17 protein-coding genes, 1 tRNA gene and 1 riboswitch are annotated in these 18,271 nt (G+C 63.1%); of the genes, 14 read left to right on the top strand and 4 right to left on the bottom strand.

The annotated features are described in order from the left end of the window. Window positions 1-209 precede the first annotated feature (209 nt). From phoR to phoB, 7 genes are all read left to right on the top strand, one after another. On the top strand, window positions 210-1,469 hold the full coding sequence (phoR, locus tag RHIBR816_RS0102450) for a phosphate regulon sensor histidine kinase PhoR (protein ID WP_026186567.1): 1,260 nt from the start codon (window positions 210-212) through the stop codon (window positions 1,467-1,469). Window positions 1,470-1,661: 192 nt separating this feature from the next. After that, entirely contained in the window at window positions 1,662-2,696 is a 1,035-nt protein-coding gene (locus RHIBR816_RS0102445) for a substrate-binding domain-containing protein (RefSeq protein ID WP_018234944.1), read from the top strand. Between the two features lie 91 nt (window positions 2,697-2,787). Then, window positions 2,788-4,272: a phosphate ABC transporter permease subunit PstC gene (gene pstC / locus RHIBR816_RS0102440; protein ID WP_018234943.1), complete on the top strand. Its 1,485-nt coding sequence runs from the start codon at window positions 2,788-2,790 to the stop codon at window positions 4,270-4,272. After that, window positions 4,269-5,591 (top strand): phosphate ABC transporter permease PstA, encoded by a 1,323-nt coding sequence (gene pstA / locus RHIBR816_RS0102435; protein ID WP_026186566.1) that lies wholly within the window; start codon window positions 4,269-4,271, stop codon window positions 5,589-5,591. The genes pstC and pstA overlap by 4 nt, the downstream gene beginning before the upstream one ends. Window positions 5,592-5,603: 12 nt before the next feature. Then, window positions 5,604-6,419 carry a phosphate ABC transporter ATP-binding protein PstB gene (gene pstB / locus RHIBR816_RS0102430; protein WP_018234941.1) on the top strand — a complete coding sequence of 272 codons (816 nt, stop codon included), beginning with the start codon at window positions 5,604-5,606 and terminating at the stop codon, window positions 6,417-6,419. A gap of 102 nt (window positions 6,420-6,521) precedes the next feature. Further along, the gene (gene phoU / locus RHIBR816_RS0102425; protein WP_018234940.1) at window positions 6,522-7,235 is read left to right on the top strand and encodes a phosphate signaling complex protein PhoU; all 714 of its coding nucleotides are present in this window, start codon (window positions 6,522-6,524) and stop codon (window positions 7,233-7,235) included. 47 nt (window positions 7,236-7,282) lie between these two features. Beyond that, on the top strand, window positions 7,283-7,966 hold the full coding sequence (gene phoB, locus RHIBR816_RS0102420; RefSeq protein WP_018234939.1) for a phosphate regulon transcriptional regulator PhoB: 684 nt from the start codon (window positions 7,283-7,285) through the stop codon (window positions 7,964-7,966). A gap of 101 nt (window positions 7,967-8,067) precedes the next feature. Here the strand turns inward: phoB and RHIBR816_RS0102415 are convergent, their stop codons facing one another. Then, on the bottom strand, window positions 8,068-8,586 hold the full coding sequence (locus RHIBR816_RS0102415; RefSeq protein ID WP_018234938.1) for a GcrA family cell cycle regulator: 519 nt from the start codon (window positions 8,584-8,586) through the stop codon (window positions 8,068-8,070). A gap of 414 nt (window positions 8,587-9,000) precedes the next feature. On the opposite strand from RHIBR816_RS0102415, the gene RHIBR816_RS0102410 reads away from it, so the two are divergent. From RHIBR816_RS0102410 to RHIBR816_RS0102400, 3 genes are all read left to right on the top strand, one after another. Continuing rightward, window positions 9,001-10,200 (top strand): aspartate aminotransferase family protein, encoded by a 1,200-nt coding sequence (locus RHIBR816_RS0102410; protein ID WP_026186565.1) that lies wholly within the window; start codon window positions 9,001-9,003, stop codon window positions 10,198-10,200. 70 nt (window positions 10,201-10,270) lie between these two features. Beyond that, a complete protein-coding gene (gene argF / locus RHIBR816_RS0102405; protein ID WP_018234936.1) occupies window positions 10,271-11,188 on the top strand; it encodes an ornithine carbamoyltransferase in 918 nt (305 codons plus the stop codon). A gap of 374 nt (window positions 11,189-11,562) precedes the next feature. Next, complete coding sequence (locus RHIBR816_RS0102400) at window positions 11,563-12,558, top strand: Hsp33 family molecular chaperone (protein ID WP_018234935.1); 996 nt, start codon at window positions 11,563-11,565, stop codon at window positions 12,556-12,558. A 13-nt stretch (window positions 12,559-12,571) separates the two neighbouring features. Here RHIBR816_RS0102400 and apaG read toward each other — a convergent pair whose 3' ends face one another. Further along, window positions 12,572-12,964, bottom strand: coding sequence for a Co2+/Mg2+ efflux protein ApaG (gene apaG / locus RHIBR816_RS0102395; RefSeq protein ID WP_026186564.1), 393 nt, complete (start codon window positions 12,962-12,964; stop codon window positions 12,572-12,574). Window positions 12,965-13,075: 111 nt separating this feature from the next. On the opposite strand from apaG, the gene RHIBR816_RS0102390 reads away from it, so the two are divergent. Continuing rightward, entirely contained in the window at window positions 13,076-13,690 is a 615-nt protein-coding gene (locus RHIBR816_RS0102390) for a CDP-alcohol phosphatidyltransferase family protein (protein WP_018234933.1), read from the top strand. A gap of 49 nt (window positions 13,691-13,739) precedes the next feature. Here the strand turns inward: RHIBR816_RS0102390 and RHIBR816_RS0102385 are convergent, their stop codons facing one another. Next, window positions 13,740-14,924 (bottom strand): O-succinylhomoserine sulfhydrylase, encoded by a 1,185-nt coding sequence (locus tag RHIBR816_RS0102385; protein ID WP_018234932.1) that lies wholly within the window; start codon window positions 14,922-14,924, stop codon window positions 13,740-13,742. A gap of 41 nt (window positions 14,925-14,965) precedes the next feature. Next, a riboswitch (SAM riboswitch) is annotated at window positions 14,966-15,044 on the bottom strand. A 76-nt stretch (window positions 15,045-15,120) separates the two neighbouring features. On the opposite strand from RHIBR816_RS0102385, the gene RHIBR816_RS0102380 reads away from it, so the two are divergent. The 3 genes from RHIBR816_RS0102380 (at window position 15,121) to RHIBR816_RS0102370 (ending at window position 17,319) form a co-directional block, all read left to right on the top strand. Further along, window positions 15,121-16,218 (top strand): 2'-deoxycytidine 5'-triphosphate deaminase, encoded by a 1,098-nt coding sequence (locus RHIBR816_RS0102380; protein WP_018234931.1) that lies wholly within the window; start codon window positions 15,121-15,123, stop codon window positions 16,216-16,218. Between the two features lie 50 nt (window positions 16,219-16,268). Next, window positions 16,269-16,343: transfer RNA gene (locus RHIBR816_RS0102375), tRNA-Gly, on the top strand. 124 nt (window positions 16,344-16,467) lie between these two features. Further along, a complete protein-coding gene (locus RHIBR816_RS0102370; protein ID WP_018234930.1) occupies window positions 16,468-17,319 on the top strand; it encodes a transporter substrate-binding domain-containing protein in 852 nt (283 codons plus the stop codon). 37 nt (window positions 17,320-17,356) lie between these two features. On the opposite strand, the gene RHIBR816_RS0102365 is transcribed toward RHIBR816_RS0102370, so the two are convergent. Then, complete coding sequence (locus RHIBR816_RS0102365) at window positions 17,357-18,169, bottom strand: sterol desaturase family protein (protein ID WP_018234929.1); 813 nt, start codon at window positions 18,167-18,169, stop codon at window positions 17,357-17,359. Window positions 18,170-18,271 lie beyond the last annotated feature (102 nt).

The following is an 18,271-nucleotide window of genomic DNA, read 5'->3' as shown; positions in this document are numbered from 1 at the left end:
ATCTCCGGAGCAGGCCATAATTGCGTTGCGGATTCAAGCACGTCGTGAAAATCATGTCATGAAGCGCCGCTATCTCTCAGCCCTTGCGGCCGAATCGGGAGAGGGAACGCAATGTTCTGTTTCCGCTCTCGGCACGCGCCACCGGGGACGGATTTCGCCTGGTGGTCGGGATTGCACCGCACGAGAAGGGTCTGGCAGGAGGCGGCAAATTGGAAAATGAGGGTATCGTCTTGGATGGCGCGAAGGTGTTCTGGCAGGACCTCAAGCCGAAACTGAAGGCGGAGCGCTGGATTCTTGGCCTTTCCATCGTGCTCGCCGTCCTCGCGGCCCTCGCCGGCATCCATATCCTGGCGGTGCTTCCTTTCTGGATCGTCCTCGTGACAGCACTTCTCAAACGAAGCGCGCCATTGGCGAAGGCAGTGCCGGAGGTGGCGCCGAGAATGATGGAGGCGCGGACGGACCCGCTGACCCCGGTTCTCAACGCGCTCGACATGCCGGTGCTCGTCATCGCCGCGGATGAGACCGTCCTCTTCCAGAACGCGGCCGCCGAGAAGGCCTTCGGCACCATTCCCCCGGAAAGCTACCTCTCGGCACGTGTCCGCTCCCCCGGAATACTCGACATGGTCCGCGAGACGATCGCGACCGGCAAGGTCAACCAGATCGAGCATTCGGAGCGCCTGCCGTCGGATGCTGTCTATGTCGTCCGCGTCGCCCCGGCCGATATCGGCGGCGATAGCCCGGGCGGGCGGGTCTTCCTGCTGACCTATCGCGACATCTCGCAGACCCGCCGCATCGACCGGATGCGATCGGATTTCGTCGCCAATGCCAGCCACGAGCTGCGCACGCCGCTTGCCTCGCTGCGCGGCTTCATCGAGACGCTGCAAGGTCCCGCCCGAAACGATCCGAAAGCGCAGGAAAGATTTTTCGGCATCATGCATGAGCAGGCGACCCGCATGAGCCGCCTCGTCGATGACCTCCTGTCGCTGTCGCGGCTGGAACTGAAATCGCACATCGCCCCAGAGGACACGGTCGATCTGGTGCCGCTGCTCGGACATGTGCGCGACAGCCTCCAGCCGCTGGCAAGCGATCTCGACGTGACAATCGTGCTCGACGTGCCCGACGGGCCGGTCCTCGTCCAAGGCGATCGCGACGAGCTGATCGAAGTCTTCGAAAACCTCATCGAGAACGCCTGCAAATATGGCCAGGAGGGCAAGAAGGTCGACGTGCGGCTGACCGGCAAGGGTAACCAGGCAGAGGCGACGATCACCGACTACGGTCCGGGCATCCCGGCCGAGCATGTGCCCCGAATTACCGAGCGTTTTTATCGTGTTAACGTCGAAGCGAGCCGCTCGAAAAAGGGGACCGGCCTCGGGCTTGCCATCGTCAAGCATATCCTGACCCGCCACCGTGCCCGGCTGCTCATCCATTCGCAGGTCGGCAAGGGCACGGTCTTCACCGTGCGCTTCTGACACAAAGGCGGCATGTCGTCCGCGGGCATCATGAATATATAAGTATATTCAAAGGCATAGCCTGTCATAAATGTTTCACCAAAGTGACATAAAACCAGTAGTCATCGGCGGCTAACTAGGGCAGCCGATCAGACGGCGATGAGAGCGCTGGACCTTGGCGCACCAACACGAGCCCATTCCGGGAGAACATCTATGAAAGTCCTTAAACTCACTGTAGCGGCGCTGGTTGCATCCGCCGCTTTCGCCGGTGCCGCAGCGGCTCGCGACCAGATCCAGGTCGCTGGCTCCTCGACCGTTCTTCCCTATGCCAAGATCGTTGCCGAGACCTTTGGCGAGACCTTCCCGGACTTCAAGACGCCGGTCGTCGAATCCGGTGGCTCTTCCGCCGGCCTCAAGGAATTCTGCAAGGGCGTCGGCGAGGACACCATCGACATCGCCAACTCCTCGCGCAAGATCAAGGACAGCGAGATCGAGGCCTGCAAGGCCGCTGGCGTCACCGAAATCCAGGAAATCAAGATCGGCTATGACGGCATCGTCTTCGCGACCGACGCCGGCAATGCAGACCTCGCTCTGAAGCCGGAGCAGCTCTACAAGGCGCTCGCCGCAGAAGTCGTCGTCGACGGCAAGCTCGTTGCCAATCCCTACAAGAAGTGGTCCGAAATCGACGCTTCGCTGCCGGACGCTGAAATCGCGGCCTACATCCCGGGCGAAAAGCACGGCACGCGCGAAGTCTTCGAAGAGAAGATCCTCGCCCACGGTTGCAAGGACGCTGGTGCCGTGGACGTCATCAAGGCTGCCATCAGCGACGAAAAGGCCGCCGCCAAGAAGTGTGTGGCCGTGCGTAAGGACGGTCTTGCTGTCGACATCGACGGCGATTACACCGAAACGCTCGCCCGCATCGCTTCCAACAAGAGCGGCATCGGCGTGTTTGGCCTGTCGTTCTACGAAAACAATGCCGACAAGCTGAAGGTGGCGACCGTCAACGGCATCGTTCCTTCGACCGAGACGATCGCTTCCGGCGAATATCCGGTTTCGCGTCCGCTGTTCTTCTACGTCAAGAAGGCGCATCTCGGCGTCGTTCCGGGCCTCAAGGAATATGTCGAGTTCTTCGTCGACGACCAGATGATCGGCCCCGACAGCCCGCTCGCCGAGTACGGCCTGGTTGCTGCACCGGACGCCGAGCGCGAGGAAATCCGCAAGGCCTTCGCAGCCGGCAACCTGCTCTGATACTGACATGCCCCGGCGCAGTTCTGCTGCGCCGGGGTCCATTTCTATCTTTTCCGGTGGCTTTTGACGGGCTTGCCGCGGAGACGTGCCGATGAGTACTTCGCTCCTTCTCCTCATCATTGTTTTGATTGGTTTCATTGCCTATTTTACCGGCCGCGCCCGATCGCTGGCGCTGACGGGCGGAAAGCTCGCCAATCTGCACTCCCTGCCCGGCTATCACGGCAGCTACGTGGCCATTTGGGCGGTCCTGCCCGCCGCTCTCGTGCTCGCCGCATGGCTGATCGCCTCGCCGCTCTACATCGACTCCGCGGTTCGGGCGGCCCTTCCAGGCTCGGTTCAGAGCCAGGGTGCTGCGAACGTTCAGCTCGCTCTAGGCCAGGTCAAGTCCGTCGCCGTGGGTCTCAATCGCCTCAATGCGGCGGAAGTGGCCGCGATTGAAAGCGGTTCGGCCAATCTGCGCCAGACGCTTGCTGCCAAGGGCGTCGCGCTTGCGGGCGAAGGCGAGCCATACATGGTCAAGGCCGCCCAGCATCTCAACGCAACGCGGCTCCATAGCCGCTGGCTGATGAGCGCCGCCGTGCTGCTTGTTGCCGTCGCCGGCGGTCTCTATGCGATCCGCAACATCGCCGCCCGCTTCCGCGCCCGCAACCAGGTCGAGCGCGTCATGCTCGGCTCGCTCATCGTCGCCTCGTCGATCGCCATCCTGACGACGATCGGCATCATCGGTTCGATGCTGTCGGAGGCTGGCCGCTTCTTCAGCATGGTCTCGCCGACGGAATTCTTCTTCGGCACCGTTTGGGATCCGCGCTTCGCCGCGGCCGGCAGCGAGGCTGCCTCCGGCCAGTTCGGCCTGCTGCCGCTTCTCGGGGGCACGCTCTATATCGCCTTCGTTGCCATGCTGTTCGCCGTCCCTGTCGGGCTCTTCGCCGCCATTTACATGGCCGAGTATGCGAGCCCCCGGCTGCGTTCGACGGCGAAGCCGCTGCTGGAGGTGCTCGCCGGCATCCCGACGATCGTCTATGGCTTCTTCGCCCTCGTGACCGTCGGTCCGTTCCTGCGCGACATCTCGACGCAGCTGAACGGCCTCGTCACCGGCAACTACCAGAACTTCATTCAGGCACAGAGCGTGCTGACGGCCGGTATCGTCATGGGCATCATGCTCATTCCTTTCGTCTCCTCGCTCTCGGACGACATCATCACGCAGGTGCCGCGGGCGCTGCGCGACGGCTCGCTCGGCCTCGGCGCGACGCGGTCGGAAACGGTGAAGAAGGTCATCCTTCCCGCCGCGCTCCCCGGGATCGTCGGCGCGCTGCTGCTGACCGCCTCGCGCGCGGTCGGCGAAACGATGATCGTCGTACTCGCAGCCGGCGTCGCCGCGCGCATGCAGGTCAACCCCTTCGAGCCGATGACGACGGTGACGGTCAAGATCGTGCACCAGCTCACCGGTGACCTGGAGTTCACCTCGCCGCAGACGCTGGTTGCCTTCGCGCTCGGCATCACCCTCTTCGTCATCACGCTCTGCCTCAACATCTATGCGCTCTACATCGTGCGCAAATATCGGGAACAGTACGAATGACCGACCTTGCTTCTCCCGCGGTAATGGTCTCGAGCCGTTCTGCCGAAAACCGCCGCGACATCGGCATCAAGCGCCGCTATGCCGCCGAGCGCCGGTTCCGCGCCTATGGCATCAGCGCCATCGCCATCGGCCTGTTCTTCCTGGCGGTTCTTCTCTGGAGCGTCGTTTCGAAGGGCTATACGGCCTTCCAGCAGACGACGATCACGCTGCCGATCGAGTTTTCCGAGAAGGTGATCGACCCGAAGAATGAGCGGGCGACCGATCCGAAGCGGCTGCAAACGGTCAACTATCCGGTGCTCGTCCGCGACGCCCTGGTCAAGCAGCTCGGCATCGACCCGAAGAAGCGGCCGCTTGTCAAGCAGGCGAGCGACATGGTCTCCGACAGTGTCCGCACGCAGTTGCGCGACATCGTTGTTGCCGACCCTTCGGTCATCGGCAAGACGATACCGGTGACGCTGCTCGCCGACGCGAACATCGACTCGGCCTTCAAGGGGCAGATCGACCTCAAGGTCGCGGAATCGAAGCGCAAGGTCAAGGACCAGCAGGTTGCCTGGATGAATGAGCTTGCGGAGGCCGGCGTGCTGAAGAAGAGCTTCAACACCGGCATCTTCTCGTTCGGTGCATCGAGCCGCCCGGAAGCGGCCGGCGTCGGCGTGGCGCTCGTCGGTTCGGCCTATATGATGCTGATCGTCCTCGTCCTGTCGTTGCCGATCGGCGTCGCTGCCTCGATCTATCTCGAGGAGTTCGCGCCGAAGAATCGCCTGACCGACCTGATCGAGGTGAACATCAACAATCTCGCGGCCGTGCCGTCGATCGTCTACGGTCTTCTTGGTCTCGCCGTTTTCGTCAACTTCGCCGGCATGCCGCGCTCGGCGGCACTCGTCGGCGGCTTCGTGCTGACGCTGATGACCCTGCCGACAATCATCATCGCAACGCGCGCCGCGCTGAAGGCGGTGCCGCCGTCGATCCGTTCGGCCGCGCTTGGCCTCGGCGCCTCGAAGATGCAGACGATCTTCCACCATGTATTGCCGCTCGCCATGCCCGGCATCCTGACCGGCACGATCATCGGCCTCGCGCACGCGCTCGGAGAAACCGCGCCGCTGCTCCTGATCGGCATGGTCGCCTTCGTCGTCGACTATCCGGGCTCGCCGCTGGAGCCGTCCACGGCGCTGCCGGTGCAGATCTACATGTGGGCGAACGAGGCGGAGCGCGCCTTCGTCGAGCGGACATCCGGGGCGATCATCATCCTCCTGATCTTCCTCGTCTTCATGAACCTTGGGGCAATTCTCTTGCGGCGTCGCTTTGAGCGTCGTTGGTAGTGGGGTAAGACAATGAACATCATGTCGGAAGCTGCAGTCGAAAAGGCTCTGGATCAGAAAATGAACACCGTGCCCTACAAGATGATCGGCAAGGATGTGTCGGTCTATTACGGCGAGAAGCGCGCGCTCTTCGACGTCAACCTCGACATCCGCGAGAACACGGTCACCGCGCTGATCGGCCCCTCCGGTTGCGGCAAGTCGACCTTCCTGCGCACCTTGAACCGGATGAACGACACGATTGAGAACTGCCGCGTCACCGGCAAGATCACGCTCGACGAGGACGACATCTATGATCCGTCGATCGACGTTGTGGAACTGCGCGCCCGCGTCGGCATGGTCTTCCAGAAGCCGAACCCGTTCCCGAAATCGATCTACGAAAACGTCTCCTATGGCCCGCGGATCCACGGTCTGGCTCGCACCAAGGCGGAGTTCGACGAGGTCGTCGAAACGAGCCTGCAGAAGGCGGGCCTTTGGAACGAGGTCAAGGATCGCCTGCATGAACCGGGCACCGGCCTGTCCGGTGGCCAGCAGCAGCGTCTCTGCATCGCCCGCGCCGTTGCCGTCAGCCCGGAAGTGATCCTCATGGACGAGCCCTGCTCGGCCCTCGACCCGATCGCGACGGCGAAGGTCGAAGAGCTCATTCACGAGCTGCGCGCCAATTTCACGATCGTCATCGTGACCCATTCGATGCAGCAGGCGGCCCGCGTCTCGCAGCGCACCGCCATGTTCCACCTCGGCAACCTGGTCGAGGAGAACGACACCGACAAGATGTTCACGAATCCGGACGACCAGCGCACCCAGGATTACATCATGGGTCGCTTCGGCTAAGGCGGGATGCGGGATTCGAGGGCTTCTCCCCGCGTCCCGCTCCTGCCCATTGGAATCGACAGAGGGTCCACTCAGAACAGCGCGCGCCCCGAGGATACGCACATGACTCACGCACATATCACGTCCGCCTTTGACGAAGAGCTGAAATATCTCACCCGCCGGATCTCCGAGATGGGCGGGCTCGCTGAGCAGATGGTGGCGGACTCCGTCAGGGCTCTCGTCAACTCCGACCTGGCGCTTGCCCAGAAAGTCATTTCGGATGACGCCATCCTCGACGATGCCGAGCGCCAGATCGGCGAGAAGGCCATCGTCACGATCGCCAAGCGACAGCCCATGGCCTCGGATCTGCGCGAGATCATGGGCTCGATCCGGATCGCCGCCGATCTGGAGCGTGTCGGCGACCTCGGCAAGAACACCGCCAAGCGCGTCATCGCCGTTGCCGGCTCCGGCATTCCGCGCAAGCTCGCGCGCGGCCTCGAGCATCTGGCCGAGCTCGCCCTCGTCCAGCTCAAGGAAGTGCTGGATGTCTACGCCTCGCGTTCGCCCGAGAAGGCGAACAGCATCCGTGAACGCGACGAGGAGATCGACGCGATCTACACGTCGCTTTTCCGCGAGCTGTTGACCTATATGATGGAAGACCCGCGCAACATCACGCCCTGCACGCATCTTCTGTTCTGCGCCAAGAACATCGAGCGGATCGGCGACCATGCGACCAACATCGCCGAGACGATCTACTACATGGCGACGGGCGCGCAGCCGCAGGGCGAGCGGCCGAAGGACGACACGACATCGACGCTGGGGTCCGTCATCGATTGAGACGGGCGCCCGCTACCTTATCGATCGAGGCAGGGAGTCTTAGCTGAATGTTGCCGAAGATAGCAGTTGTCGAGGACGAGGAAGCCCTGAGCGTTCTCCTGCGTTACAATCTCGAGGCCGAGGGCTTCGAGGTCGATACGATCTTTCGCGGCGACGAGGCGGAGATCCGCCTGCAGGAACGCCTGCCCGACCTCCTGATCCTCGATTGGATGCTGCCCGGCGTCTCCGGTATCGAGCTTTGCCGGAGACTTCGCCAGCGGCCGGAGACGGAGCGGCTGCCGATCATCATGCTGACGGCGCGCGGCGAGGAAAGCGAGCGCGTGCGCGGGCTCGCGACCGGTGCCGACGACTATGTCGTCAAGCCGTTCTCGACGCCGGAACTGATGGCCCGGGTCAGGGCGATGCTGCGGCGCGCGAAGCCCGAGGTGCTGTCGACGGTGCTTCGCTGCGGCGATATCGAACTCGACCGAGAGACCCACCGCGTGCACCGTCGCAGCCGCGAAGTGAGGCTCGGTCCGACGGAGTTCCGGCTGCTGGAATTTCTGATGGCCTCGCCGGGACGGGTCTTCTCGCGCTCGCAGCTGCTCGATGGCGTCTGGGGACACGACATCTATGTCGACGAGCGCACGGTGGACGTCCATGTCGGCCGCCTGCGCAAGGCCCTGAATTTCTCCAATATGGCCGACGTGATCAGGACGGTGCGCGGCGCCGGCTATTCGCTGGAAAGCTGAAGCTGTCGCTCGCCTTGTCCGGCGCAGCGCGGTGCGCGCCTTGATATCCTCCAAAAAAAGGGCCTCCGCAAGGAGGCCCTTCGTTCTTTCTGTGTGGTCGGTCAGCGAACGCGCCGGCGCTCGGCCGATGGCTGGTAGGCAAGCCGTGCATGGTAACTGCAATAGGGCGAGGATTCCGGCGAGTCGTTGCCGCAGAAGTGGAATTCTTCCTTGAGCGGGTCGCCGATCGGCCATTTGCAGGTCCGCTCGGTCAGCTCGGTGAGCTCCAGCCGGCGCGACATCGGTACGATGATGTTCCTATCGAGCGCGATTTCCTGCTCCGCCACGAGATCGACGGCGACCTCTTCCTTGAGCACCGTCGTACCGACAGTGCGGGTGACGGTCCGCGTAACGGCGCGCGCGGCGTAGTTCGGAGCGCGGGGCGCCGAAGTCGTCCGCTTGGGCCGGGCCGTTGCCGCCGTTCCGCCGGCCTTGGCGCGGCCCGGCAGGCTCAGCCGGTGAACCTTGCCGATGACCGCGTTACGGCTGACGCCACCGAGCTGCGCGGCGATTTGGCTCGCGCTCAGACCCTCCGACCACAGCTTCTTCAGCTTCTCAACCCGCTCGTCCGTCCAGTTCATCTCTGCACTCCCCGTTCTCGGCGTTGGGATGGCAGAATCCATCACCGTTCTCCGGAAAAGCCCCGGAGTTGCAACGCGATAACTATTTTGGTGACTAGGTCCGCCGCATGCGTCTAGTAATTGAATATTAACCTACCGGCAGGGTGACTCCGTGGCAAGAGTCGCCGGAATCGCGCCGAATCGATTTCGCAGTTTTCCCCAACTTGCTGTCGGATAGTTGCATTTTTGCAAGCCCCGCCAAGCGATTTTTTCGCACTGCGGAATCTGTCCCGGTGAGGCCGCTGCAAGCCTTGGTTTTGTTGACATCGCGGCTTGAAATGGGAATAGTGCCTGCGCCGCCGAAAGGCGGCATTTTTGATTTTTATCAGGCTGATATGCCCGATCGCGATGCCGACCACGAAGGAGACGCTGACCATGGCCGCAACAACGCCGCTCTACGACACCTATCTGCGGGCGCCGTTGCGTTTCGAGCGAGGCGAGGGCGTCTGGCTGATCGCCGAAGACGGCACGCGCTATCTCGACTTTGCAGCCGGCGTCGCGGTGAATTCGCTCGGCCATGCTCATCCCCATCTCGTCGAGGCGCTCAAGGGCCAGGCCGAAAAGCTCTGGCATGTGTCCAATCTCTATGATGTTCCCGGCCAGGAAAGCCTGGCGCGGCGGCTGACGGCGGTCACCTTCGCCGACCGGGTGTTCTTCACCAATTCCGGTGCCGAAGCGCTCGAATGCGCGATCAAGACGGCGCGCCGCTATCACTTCGCCAAGGGGCATCCGGAGCGCTTCCACGTCATCACCTTCGAAGGTGCCTTCCACGGCCGCACCATCGCGACGATCGCCGCCGGCGGCCAGCAGAAATACATCGAGGGTTTCGGGCCGAAGGCTCCGGGCTTCTACCAGGTGCCGTTCGGCGATATCGCCGCGGTCAAGAATGCGATCAACGACGAGACCGCCGCGATCCTGATCGAACCCATCCAGGGCGAGGGCGGCATTCGTCTCGCTTCGAAAGAGTTCATGCAGGAGCTGCGCGCGCTCTGCGACGAGTTCGGCCTGCTTCTGATCCTCGACGAGGTCCAGTGCGGCGTCGGCCGCACGGGCAAGCTCTTCGCCTATGAATGGGCCGGCATCCAGCCGGACATCATGGCGGTCGCCAAGGGTATCGGCGGCGGTTTTCCGCTTGGCGCCTGCCTGGCGACCGAGGCGGCGGCTGCCGGCATGGTGGCCGGCACCCATGGCTCCACCTATGGCGGCAATCCACTGGCCATGGCGGTCGGCAATGCAGTCCTCGACGTCGTCCTCGCAGAAGGCTTTCTGGAGAATGTGCGCGACGTGGCACTGGTCTTCCGTCAAGGGCTTGCCTCCCTCAAGGACCGTTTCCCCGAGGTGATCGAGGAGATCCGCGGCGACGGGCTGATGCTCGGCATCAAGGCCAAGGTGCCGTCCGCCGACGTGCTGAAGGCGATCCGGGCCGAGAAGCTGCTCGCCGTGCCGGCCGGCGAAAACGTGCTGCGGCTTTTGCCACCGCTGATCACCACCGCCGCCGAGGCGCGCGAAGGGTTGGCGCGACTGGAACGCGCTGCCGAAGCGATCCGGGCCAGCAGCGGCACGGCCGCGGCCTGACGCCGAGACGGATTGAAGGCGGCCCGGAAAGCGTGGTCGATTATCGGTTTATGACAGGAAATTCAGTATTATGACTGCCACCAGACATTTTCTCGATCTCTCCGCGATGACGGCCGCCGACCTGCGTACGATCATCGACGATGCACGCGTGCGAAAGACGGCGACCAAGGCGGGAACGGCGGAGAAGCCGCTTGCCGGCAAGATGCTGGCGATGATCTTCGAAAAGCCGTCGACCCGCACGCGCGTATCCTTCGATGTCGGCATGCGGCAGCTTGGCGGCGAGACTCTGTTCCTGTCCGGGACGGAAATGCAGCTCGGCCGCGCCGAGGCGATCGGTGACACCGCCAAGGTCCTGTCCCGCTATGTCGACGCCATCATGATCCGCACGACCGACCATCGCCGCCTCCTGGAATTGGCGGAGCACGCGACGGTTCCGGTCATCAACGCCCTGACCGACGACACGCATCCCTGCCAGATCATGGCCGATATCATGACCTTCGAGGAGCATCGCGGGCCGGTCAAAGGCAAGACGTTCGCCTGGGCCGGCGACGGCAACAATGTGCTCCATTCGCTGATCGAAGGATCCGCACGCTTCGGCTACCGGATGAACATGGCCGTGCCGCTCGGCTCCGAGCCGCAGGACAAGTTCTTGAACTGGGCACGCAACAATGGCAGCGAGATCCTGCTTTGCCATGAGGCGGAACAGGCGGTGGCCGGCGCCCACTGCGTCGTCACCGACACCTGGGTGTCGATGAATCAGGAGCATCGTGCCCGTGGACACAACGTCTTCCAGCCCTACCAGGTCAATGAGGCGCTGATGAAGCACGCTTCCCCGGAGGCCCTGTTCATGCATTGCCTTCCGGCGCATCGCGGCGAGGAAGTCACCGACGAGGTCATCGATGGCCCGCAATCCGTCGTTTTCGACGAGGCCGAGAACCGGCTGCATGCGCAGAAGTCGATCCTCGCCTGGTGCCTGGGCGTCATCTGACGACCGCGACCGCCGCGGCGAGACTATTGAAACCGGCGAGGTTCGACACGATTTAGGCTGCATATGGGTGGCTCCGGCACGCCGTGCCGGCTATCGCCGCCTACAGCGCCGCGCGTCTTAGCAGACGCGCAAAGGTCGCTGTAGCGCTTTGAATTGCTGCATGTTTCCTCAAATCGTGCCCGATTTAAGGATAAAACATGCGGTAGAGGGCCTCATGCGAGTTTGCCGAAGTGCGCCTGAAGGCGTGCCGGCCAAACCCAGGTGACTTCTGGACAAATCCGGTCGCAGCGGCATCAAATAGGATAACGGGCAGGTTGCGCGAGGGAAAACAATGCCCGCGCCGTGGCCATTGTTCGTGAGACAAGGAGCAAGCGATGACAGAGACAGCGCCGGGACTTGGCGAGTTCGATTTTGCCGGTGACGACCACGTCGTACCCTTCCAGGTGGAGGGCCTCGACGTGCGCGGGCGCGCCGTGCAGCTCGGTCCGATGCTCGACGCGATCCTCGAGCGGCACAGCTATCCGCTGCCGGTGGCACGGCTCGTTGCCGAAACGGTCGTGCTGACGGTTCTGCTCGGAACGTCGCTCAAGTTCGAGGGCAAGCTGATCGTCCAGACCCAGGGCGATGGGCCGGTCGACCTCGTCGTCGCCGATTTCTCTACTCCGGACCGGGTTCGCGCCTATGCGCGCTACGACGAGGAGGCGCTTGCCGCCGCCGAGAAGGGTGGGCGCACGCAGCCGCATGAATTGCTGGGGAACGGTATCCTTGCCTTCACCATAGACCAGGGGACTCATACCCAACGCTACCAGGGCATCGTAGCGCTCGACGGCGCGACGCTCGAGGAGATCGCAGCGGTCTATTTTCGCCAATCGGAACAGATACCGACCAAGGTCCGCCTCGCCGTCGCCGAACTGCTCGACCGGGACGAAAACGGCAAGCCGCGACATCGCTGGCGCGCCGGCGGCATGGTGGCGCAGTTCCTGCCCGAGGCTCCCGAGCGCATGCGCCAGCCGGATCTGCACGGCGGCGATGGCGATGACGGCGACACCGGCCTCCCCTTCGAGGAGGACGATCTCTGGGCCGAAGCCAAGGTGATGGTCGAGACCATCGATACCGACGAGCTGACCGACCCGATGGTCGGGACGGAGCGCCTGCTCTATCGGCTGTTCCACGAGCGGGGCGTTCGCGTCTATCAGCCCCAAGCCGTCTATGACCGCTGCAGCTGCTCGCGCGACAAGATACGCGAAGTTCTGGAAGGACTGAGCGCCGAAGACATCGAGCACAGCATCGAGGGCGGCCAGATCAAGGTCACCTGCGAGTTCTGCTCCACCAACTATCGCTTCGAGGCGAGCGAGGTGCGATCCCAGTAGCGCGGGACGACCCTCAATTCAGGGTCCGCACCAGTCCCGGAGAATCGAGTGAAAAGGCGGGGATGGCCACATTGAAGGTCTCCCCGTTTTCGGCTTCCATGTTGTAGTGGCCGAACATGACGCCCGAGGGCGTGTCGAGCGGGCAGCCGGAGGAGTATTCGTAGGTGTCGCCGGGATTGAGCAGTGGCTGCTCGCCGATCACGCCGGGACCGCTCACCTCGTCCACCTGGCCGTTCTCGTCGGTGATGTGCCAATAGCGGGTCATCAGCCGAACCGCGATCTCGGAATGATTCGATATGACGATGCGGTAACCCCAGACATAACGGCTATCGTCCGGATCCGATTGTTCTTCGAGAAAGTACGGCTCTACCGTGACCTCTATGTCGCGCGTCAGTGCCCGGTACATGTTCGACATCCTGTTTCAAAACTGCTCAAGTATCATACAGCGATAAGGTTTCGTGAAGAATAACGGCAAGATTATACGAGTCGTTTCAACTTTCACGCAAGGCGGGTGAACATGCTTGACGGCGCGTTGCGCAGGCGCCTGGATCCGATCCTGAACCGGCTTGGCGCTGTGCTCGCCAGCCGGGGCTTGAGTGCCGATGCGATCACGATGTGCGGGCTGTGCCTCGGGCTCGCCGCGGCCGTTCTCGTTGCCTGGCACTTATATTTTGCGGGCGCGTTCCTCATTCTCCTGAGCCGGTTCTGCGACGGTCTCGACGGGGCGGTGGCGCGCGCAAGCCGCAAGACCGATTTCGGCGGTTTTCTCGACATCGTCCTCGACTTCGCCTTCTACGGCGCGATCCCGCTCGCCTTCATGGTCGCCGATCCGGCGGCGAACGGTCTTGCCGGCGGGCTCCTGCTCTTTGCCTTCTACGTCAATGGCGCGAGTTTCCTCGCCTTCGCAGCGATCGCCGAGAAGCGGGCGCTGTCGACCGAAATCCGCGGGGCGAAGTCGATCTATTTCACGACCGGCCTTGCGGAGGCTACCGAGACCATCGCCGTTTTTCTGGCCTGTTGTCTGTTTCCACATTGGTTCCCGGTGCTGGCGGCGCTCTTCGCCGTCCTCTGCCTTTACACCGCCCTGTCGCGGATCGTCCTGGCGCGCTTCACATTTCGCGACGGACAGTGACAAACCGCCCGTGGGAAGCCGGGCGGTTAAAATCGCACGCTGAGAGGAATCACGCGCGGACGTTCTTCAGCGCCTTGGCAAAATCTTCGACGAGATCGTCGCTGTCCTCGATGCCGGCCGAGAAGCGGACCGTCCCGGACGAAATGCCGAGTTCGGTCCGGGCCTCGTCGGTGAGGTTCTTGTGCGTCGTCGTCGCCGGATGGGTGATGAGGCTCTTGGAATCCCCGAGATTGTTGGAAATTCGCACGATTTCGAGCGCGTTCTGCAGCGCGAAGGCCGATTCCTTGCCGCCCTTCAGCTCGAAGGCCACGAGCGTCGAGCCGCCGGTCATCTGCTTGGCAATGATATCGGCCTGCGGATGGTCCTTGCGGCCGGGATAGATGACGCGCGCCACCTGCGGCTGCTCGGCGAGGAGGTCGGCGATGCGGCGGGCATTTTCCGTCTGCTGCTTGACGCGCAGCGGCAGCGTCTCGATGCCCTTGAGCAGCGTCCAGGCGTTGAAGGGCGACATGGCCGGGCCGGTGTGGCGGAAATAGTCGTGCAGGTTTTCGTCGATCCATGCCTTGTCGGCAAGCACGACGCCGCCGAGGCAGCGACCCTGGCCGTCGATATGCTTCGTGGCGGAATAGACGACCACATGGGCGCCCAGTTCCAGCGGCTTCTGGAAGAGCGGCGTGGCGAAGACATTGTCGACGACGACCTTGGCGCCGATCTGATTGGCGAGCTTGGCGACGCCGGCAATGTCGATCACCTCCAGCGTCGGATTGGTGGGGCTCTCGAGGAAGAACACCTTGGTGTTCGGCCGCACCGCCTTTTCCCAGTTGGCAAGGTCGCGGCCATCGACCAGCGTGCATTCCACACCATATTTCGGGGCGAGCGTTTCGACCACCCAGCGGCAGGAGCCGAAGAGGGCGCGGGCGGCGACGATGTGGTCACCCGCCTTGACCTGGCAGAGGATCGCCGCCGAAACCGCGGCCATGCCGGAGGCAGTGGCGCGCGCATCTTCGGCCCCTTCGAGCATGCACATGCGCTTCTCGAACATGTCGTTTGTGGGGCTGCCGTAGCGGGCATAGATGAAGCCGTCGGTCTCGCCCTTGAAGCGGGCTTCCGCCGCTTCCGAGCTCTCATAGACGAAGCCCTGCGTCAGGAAGATCGCTTCGGAGGTCTCGCCATGCTGAGAGCGGGTGGTACCGCCGTGGACGAGTTGGGTTGCCGGGCGCCAGGTCTTGCTCATGCGACATCACCTTCAAAACAAAAAAACCGGCCGCGAAACGACCGGTTTGACACCCGGCCTTTTTAGCTACTTGTTTAACGTGGCTGCAAGCCGACCGGCCAAATCACCACGGGATAACGCTTCAAATACTGCCTGGCCGCGCTTGCGTCAATTCCCGGAGTTTGGTTTTGTCTGGCAACTGAGAATGAGGATCGGAATGGGTCGCGATACAGGGATTTTGGCCGACCGCGCGATCGCCGCGCTGTATGCCTCGGGACGTCTGAAGAGCGAGAAGGCGCTGGATGATGACCAGATCCAGCCAGCCAGTCTCGATCTTCGCCTCGGATCGAAGGCGTTTCGGGTCCGGGCGAGCTTCATGCCGGGGCCGGCCCACCTCGTCGCCGACAAGCTCGACCGCCTGAAGCTGCATGTGATCGATCTCAGCGAAGGCGCGGTGCTGGAGACCGGCTGCGTCTATATCGTGCCGCTGATGGAGAGCCTTTCGCTGCCGGAGACCATGTCTGCCTCCGCCAATCCGAAGAGCTCGACCGGTCGCCTCGATATCTTCACGCGCGTCATCACCGACCGGGCGCAGGAATTCGACAAGATCCCGTCCGGCTATAACGGTCCGCTCTATCTGGAGATCAGCCCGCGAACCTTCCCGATCGTGGTACGCCGCGGCTCGCGCCTCTCGCAGATCCGTTTCCGTGTCGGCCAGTCGGTTCTTTCCGAGCAGGAGCTGCTGGCGCTTCACGAAAGCGACGTTCTCGTCGCCAGCGAGCGGCCGAACGTCTCCGGCGGCGGCATTGCCCTCTCCATCGACCTCAAGGGTACCGGCCCGGACGGGCTGATCGGCTATCGCGGCAAGCACCACACATCGGTCGTCGACGTAGACAAGAAAGCGGAGCACGCCGTCTTCGATTTCTGGGAGCCGCTCTACAGCCGCGGTCGTGACGACCTGATCCTCGATCCGGACGAGTTCTATATCCTCGTCTCGCGCGAGGCGGTGCATGTGCCGCCGCTCTACGCCGCCGAGATGACACCCTTCGATCCGCTGGTCGGCGAGTTCCGCGTCCACTATGCCGGTTTCTTCGATCCGGGCTTCGGCCACGCATTGGCGGGCGGCAGCGGCAGCCGCGCCGTGCTCGAGGTCCGCAGCCACGAGGTGCCCTTCATCCTCGAGCACGGCCAGATCGTCGGCCGCCTGGTCTACGAACACATGCTGGAACGACCGGAGGGGCTCTATGGCCTCGACCTCGGTTCGAACTATCAGGCGCAGGGCCTCAAGCTTTCGAAGCATTTTCGCGCCGAGTAAGGATCGACGCTTGACAGATCGCGGCCTTTGGGGAAATTTCCGCTTCTGACGCGGGTGTAGTTCAGTGGTAGAACGCCAGCTTCCCAAGCTTGATGTCGTCGGTTCGATCCCGATCACCCGCTCCATTTCCTTTCCGCTCCACCAGCCCGTCGACGGCTTTTCCGACAGACGCTCGTGCCGGAGAGGTACCTATGGTCAGCGCCCCAATGTCCCGCTAAGTTCCGCTGAATGCTCGGGAATCGGATCGCAATGACGCGCGCTTTCTTTCAGAGAATTATCGGCCTGCTGGCGATCGCGACGCTGCTCGCCGCAGCCGGGGCGAGTGCCGCGCCGAAGGAACTGCCCTTGCTGTTCGATGCCCGCGAGCGCATCGCCAAGCCCGACCTGACCGCGCTGGCGCGGCTGCGGTTCCTGACCACGGTCGATTTCCCGCCCTTCAATTTCATCGATCAGTCGGGCAAGCTTTCAGGTTTCCACGTCGATCTCGCCCGGGAAATTTGCCGGGAGCTGGAAATCGAAGCGAAATGCCAGATCCAGGCGGTGACCTATCCCGAACTGATGCCCGCGCTCGAACAGGGCCAGGGCGAGGCGATCATCGCCGGCGTCGCCGTTACGCCGGAACTGAGGCGACGTTTCGCCTTTTCCAGGGCCTTCATGCAATTGCCCGCGCGTTTCGTCCTCAACAGGAAGGCGGCCGGCGGCATTAAAGGGCCGGCCGATCTCGTCGGCAAGCCCGTCGGAGCCGTGGCCGGCACGACGCACGAGGCGATGCTGAAGGCGTTCTTTCCGACCCTCGAAGCCAAGGCCTATCCCGACCGTGATGCCTTGCTCAACGCCTTGCGGGAGGGCGCCGTGACGGCCGCCTTCTCCGATGGCATGCAGCTCTCCTTTTGGGTGTCCGGCAGCGTCGCCGCGGGATGCTGCGCCCTGATGGATGGCGCCTATTTCTCCGAGCGCTTCCTGGGCGAGGGCCTGACGATCATGAACCGCACGACCGAGCCCGCCCTGACCCAGGCGATCGACCATGCGCTGCTGGCGCTCTCGCGCAGCGGCAGGCTCGAGGAAATCTACCTGCGCTATTTCCCGAACGGCATTTATTGAGCGGGGGGGCAGGCGGGGAGAGCTGCGAGGGACCATCTCAGCCGCGGCGAAACGGAAGTATCAGCGACCATGCGAGCTTTGTCGGCTCGCTGCGCCCGAAGGCCTTCAAGCCTGTCTCTATCGCGTCGTCGCCGCTCGCGGGCTCTGCCACATAGGTCGAAAACAACCGGTCCCACAGGGAGAGGCTGAAGCCGTAGTTCGAATCTGTTTCGCGTTTTTCGACCGAGTGATGGATGCGGTGCATGTCGGGCGTGACGATCATCTGCCGCAACAACCTGTCGGCTTTCGGGGGCAGCCGCAGGTTGGCGTGATTGAACATCGCGGCGGCGTTGAGGACGATTTCGAAGACCAGGACGGAGAGTGCCGGCGCGCCGAGCGCGATGATGACCGCGCTCTTCCATGCCATTGAAAGCAGGATCTCCAAAGGGTGGAAACGCAGCGCCGTCGTGACGTCGACGCCCGGATCGGCGTGGTGAACACGGTGGATACGCCACAGGATCGGCAGTTTGTGAAACACCACATGTTCCAGCCAGACGGCGAAATCGAGCGCGACGAAAGCCAGGAGACCCGCAAGCGGCGCAGCCACGCCAAGCGCGGGCAGCAGGCCATAGCCATGCGATCCGGTCCAGATTGCAACGCCCGTCGCGGCGGCCGGAAAGACGATGCGCAAGAGCAGGGACGAGAGGAGAAGTATCGAAAGGTTCGTGGCCCAGCGACGCGCCTTCAATGCCCGCAGAAGCTCGGGTCTTTCGAGCCGGGGATGCATGAGTTCAAGCACCGCCAACGCGGCGAAGACCGCCGCAAAGGCACCGAGCCGCCACACTGGTTCCGCAATGCCGAGGAACAGCATTCGCCATCCTTCCCGCCGCGCCTATGGCGACAAACTTGGAATTGCCGCATCGATTTGTCGAAACATGCAGCAGGACGACGATATGACGTCTTGCCGGCGGCC

It is taken from the genome of Ensifer sp. BR816, assembly GCF_000378985.1.
In the GTDB taxonomy this organism is placed as follows: Bacteria; Pseudomonadota; Alphaproteobacteria; order Rhizobiales; family Rhizobiaceae; genus Sinorhizobium.
This window is presented reverse-complemented; position numbering and strand designations above follow the sequence as displayed.

Excerpts from the sequence above, each read along its gene's own strand:
- RHIBR816_RS0102445 (WP_018234944.1), top strand. The coding sequence starts at position 1,662 with ATGAAAGTCCTTAAACTCACTGTAGCGGCGCTGGTTGCATCCGCCGCT.
- pstC (WP_018234943.1), top strand. The coding sequence starts at position 2,788 with ATGAGTACTTCGCTCCTTCTCCTCATCATTGTTTTGATTGGTTTCATT.
- pstA (WP_026186566.1), top strand. The coding sequence starts at position 4,269 with ATGACCGACCTTGCTTCTCCCGCGGTAATGGTCTCGAGCCGTTCTGCC.
- pstB (WP_018234941.1), top strand. The coding sequence starts at position 5,604 with ATGAACATCATGTCGGAAGCTGCAGTCGAAAAGGCTCTGGATCAGAAA.
- phoU (WP_018234940.1), top strand. The coding sequence starts at position 6,522 with ATGACTCACGCACATATCACGTCCGCCTTTGACGAAGAGCTGAAATAT.
- phoB (WP_018234939.1), top strand. The coding sequence starts at position 7,283 with ATGTTGCCGAAGATAGCAGTTGTCGAGGACGAGGAAGCCCTGAGCGTT.
- RHIBR816_RS0102415 (WP_018234938.1), bottom strand. The coding sequence starts at position 8,586 with ATGAACTGGACGGACGAGCGGGTTGAGAAGCTGAAGAAGCTGTGGTCG.
- RHIBR816_RS0102410 (WP_026186565.1), top strand. The coding sequence starts at position 9,001 with ATGGCCGCAACAACGCCGCTCTACGACACCTATCTGCGGGCGCCGTTG.
- argF (WP_018234936.1), top strand. The coding sequence starts at position 10,271 with ATGACTGCCACCAGACATTTTCTCGATCTCTCCGCGATGACGGCCGCC.
- RHIBR816_RS0102400 (WP_018234935.1), top strand. The coding sequence starts at position 11,563 with ATGACAGAGACAGCGCCGGGACTTGGCGAGTTCGATTTTGCCGGTGAC.
- apaG (WP_026186564.1), bottom strand. The coding sequence starts at position 12,964 with ATGTACCGGGCACTGACGCGCGACATAGAGGTCACGGTAGAGCCGTAC.
- RHIBR816_RS0102390 (WP_018234933.1), top strand. The coding sequence starts at position 13,076 with ATGCTTGACGGCGCGTTGCGCAGGCGCCTGGATCCGATCCTGAACCGG.
- RHIBR816_RS0102385 (WP_018234932.1), bottom strand. The coding sequence starts at position 14,924 with ATGAGCAAGACCTGGCGCCCGGCAACCCAACTCGTCCACGGCGGTACC.
- RHIBR816_RS0102380 (WP_018234931.1), top strand. The coding sequence starts at position 15,121 with ATGGGTCGCGATACAGGGATTTTGGCCGACCGCGCGATCGCCGCGCTG.
- RHIBR816_RS0102370 (WP_018234930.1), top strand. The coding sequence starts at position 16,468 with ATGACGCGCGCTTTCTTTCAGAGAATTATCGGCCTGCTGGCGATCGCG.
- RHIBR816_RS0102365 (WP_018234929.1), bottom strand. The coding sequence starts at position 18,169 with ATGCTGTTCCTCGGCATTGCGGAACCAGTGTGGCGGCTCGGTGCCTTT.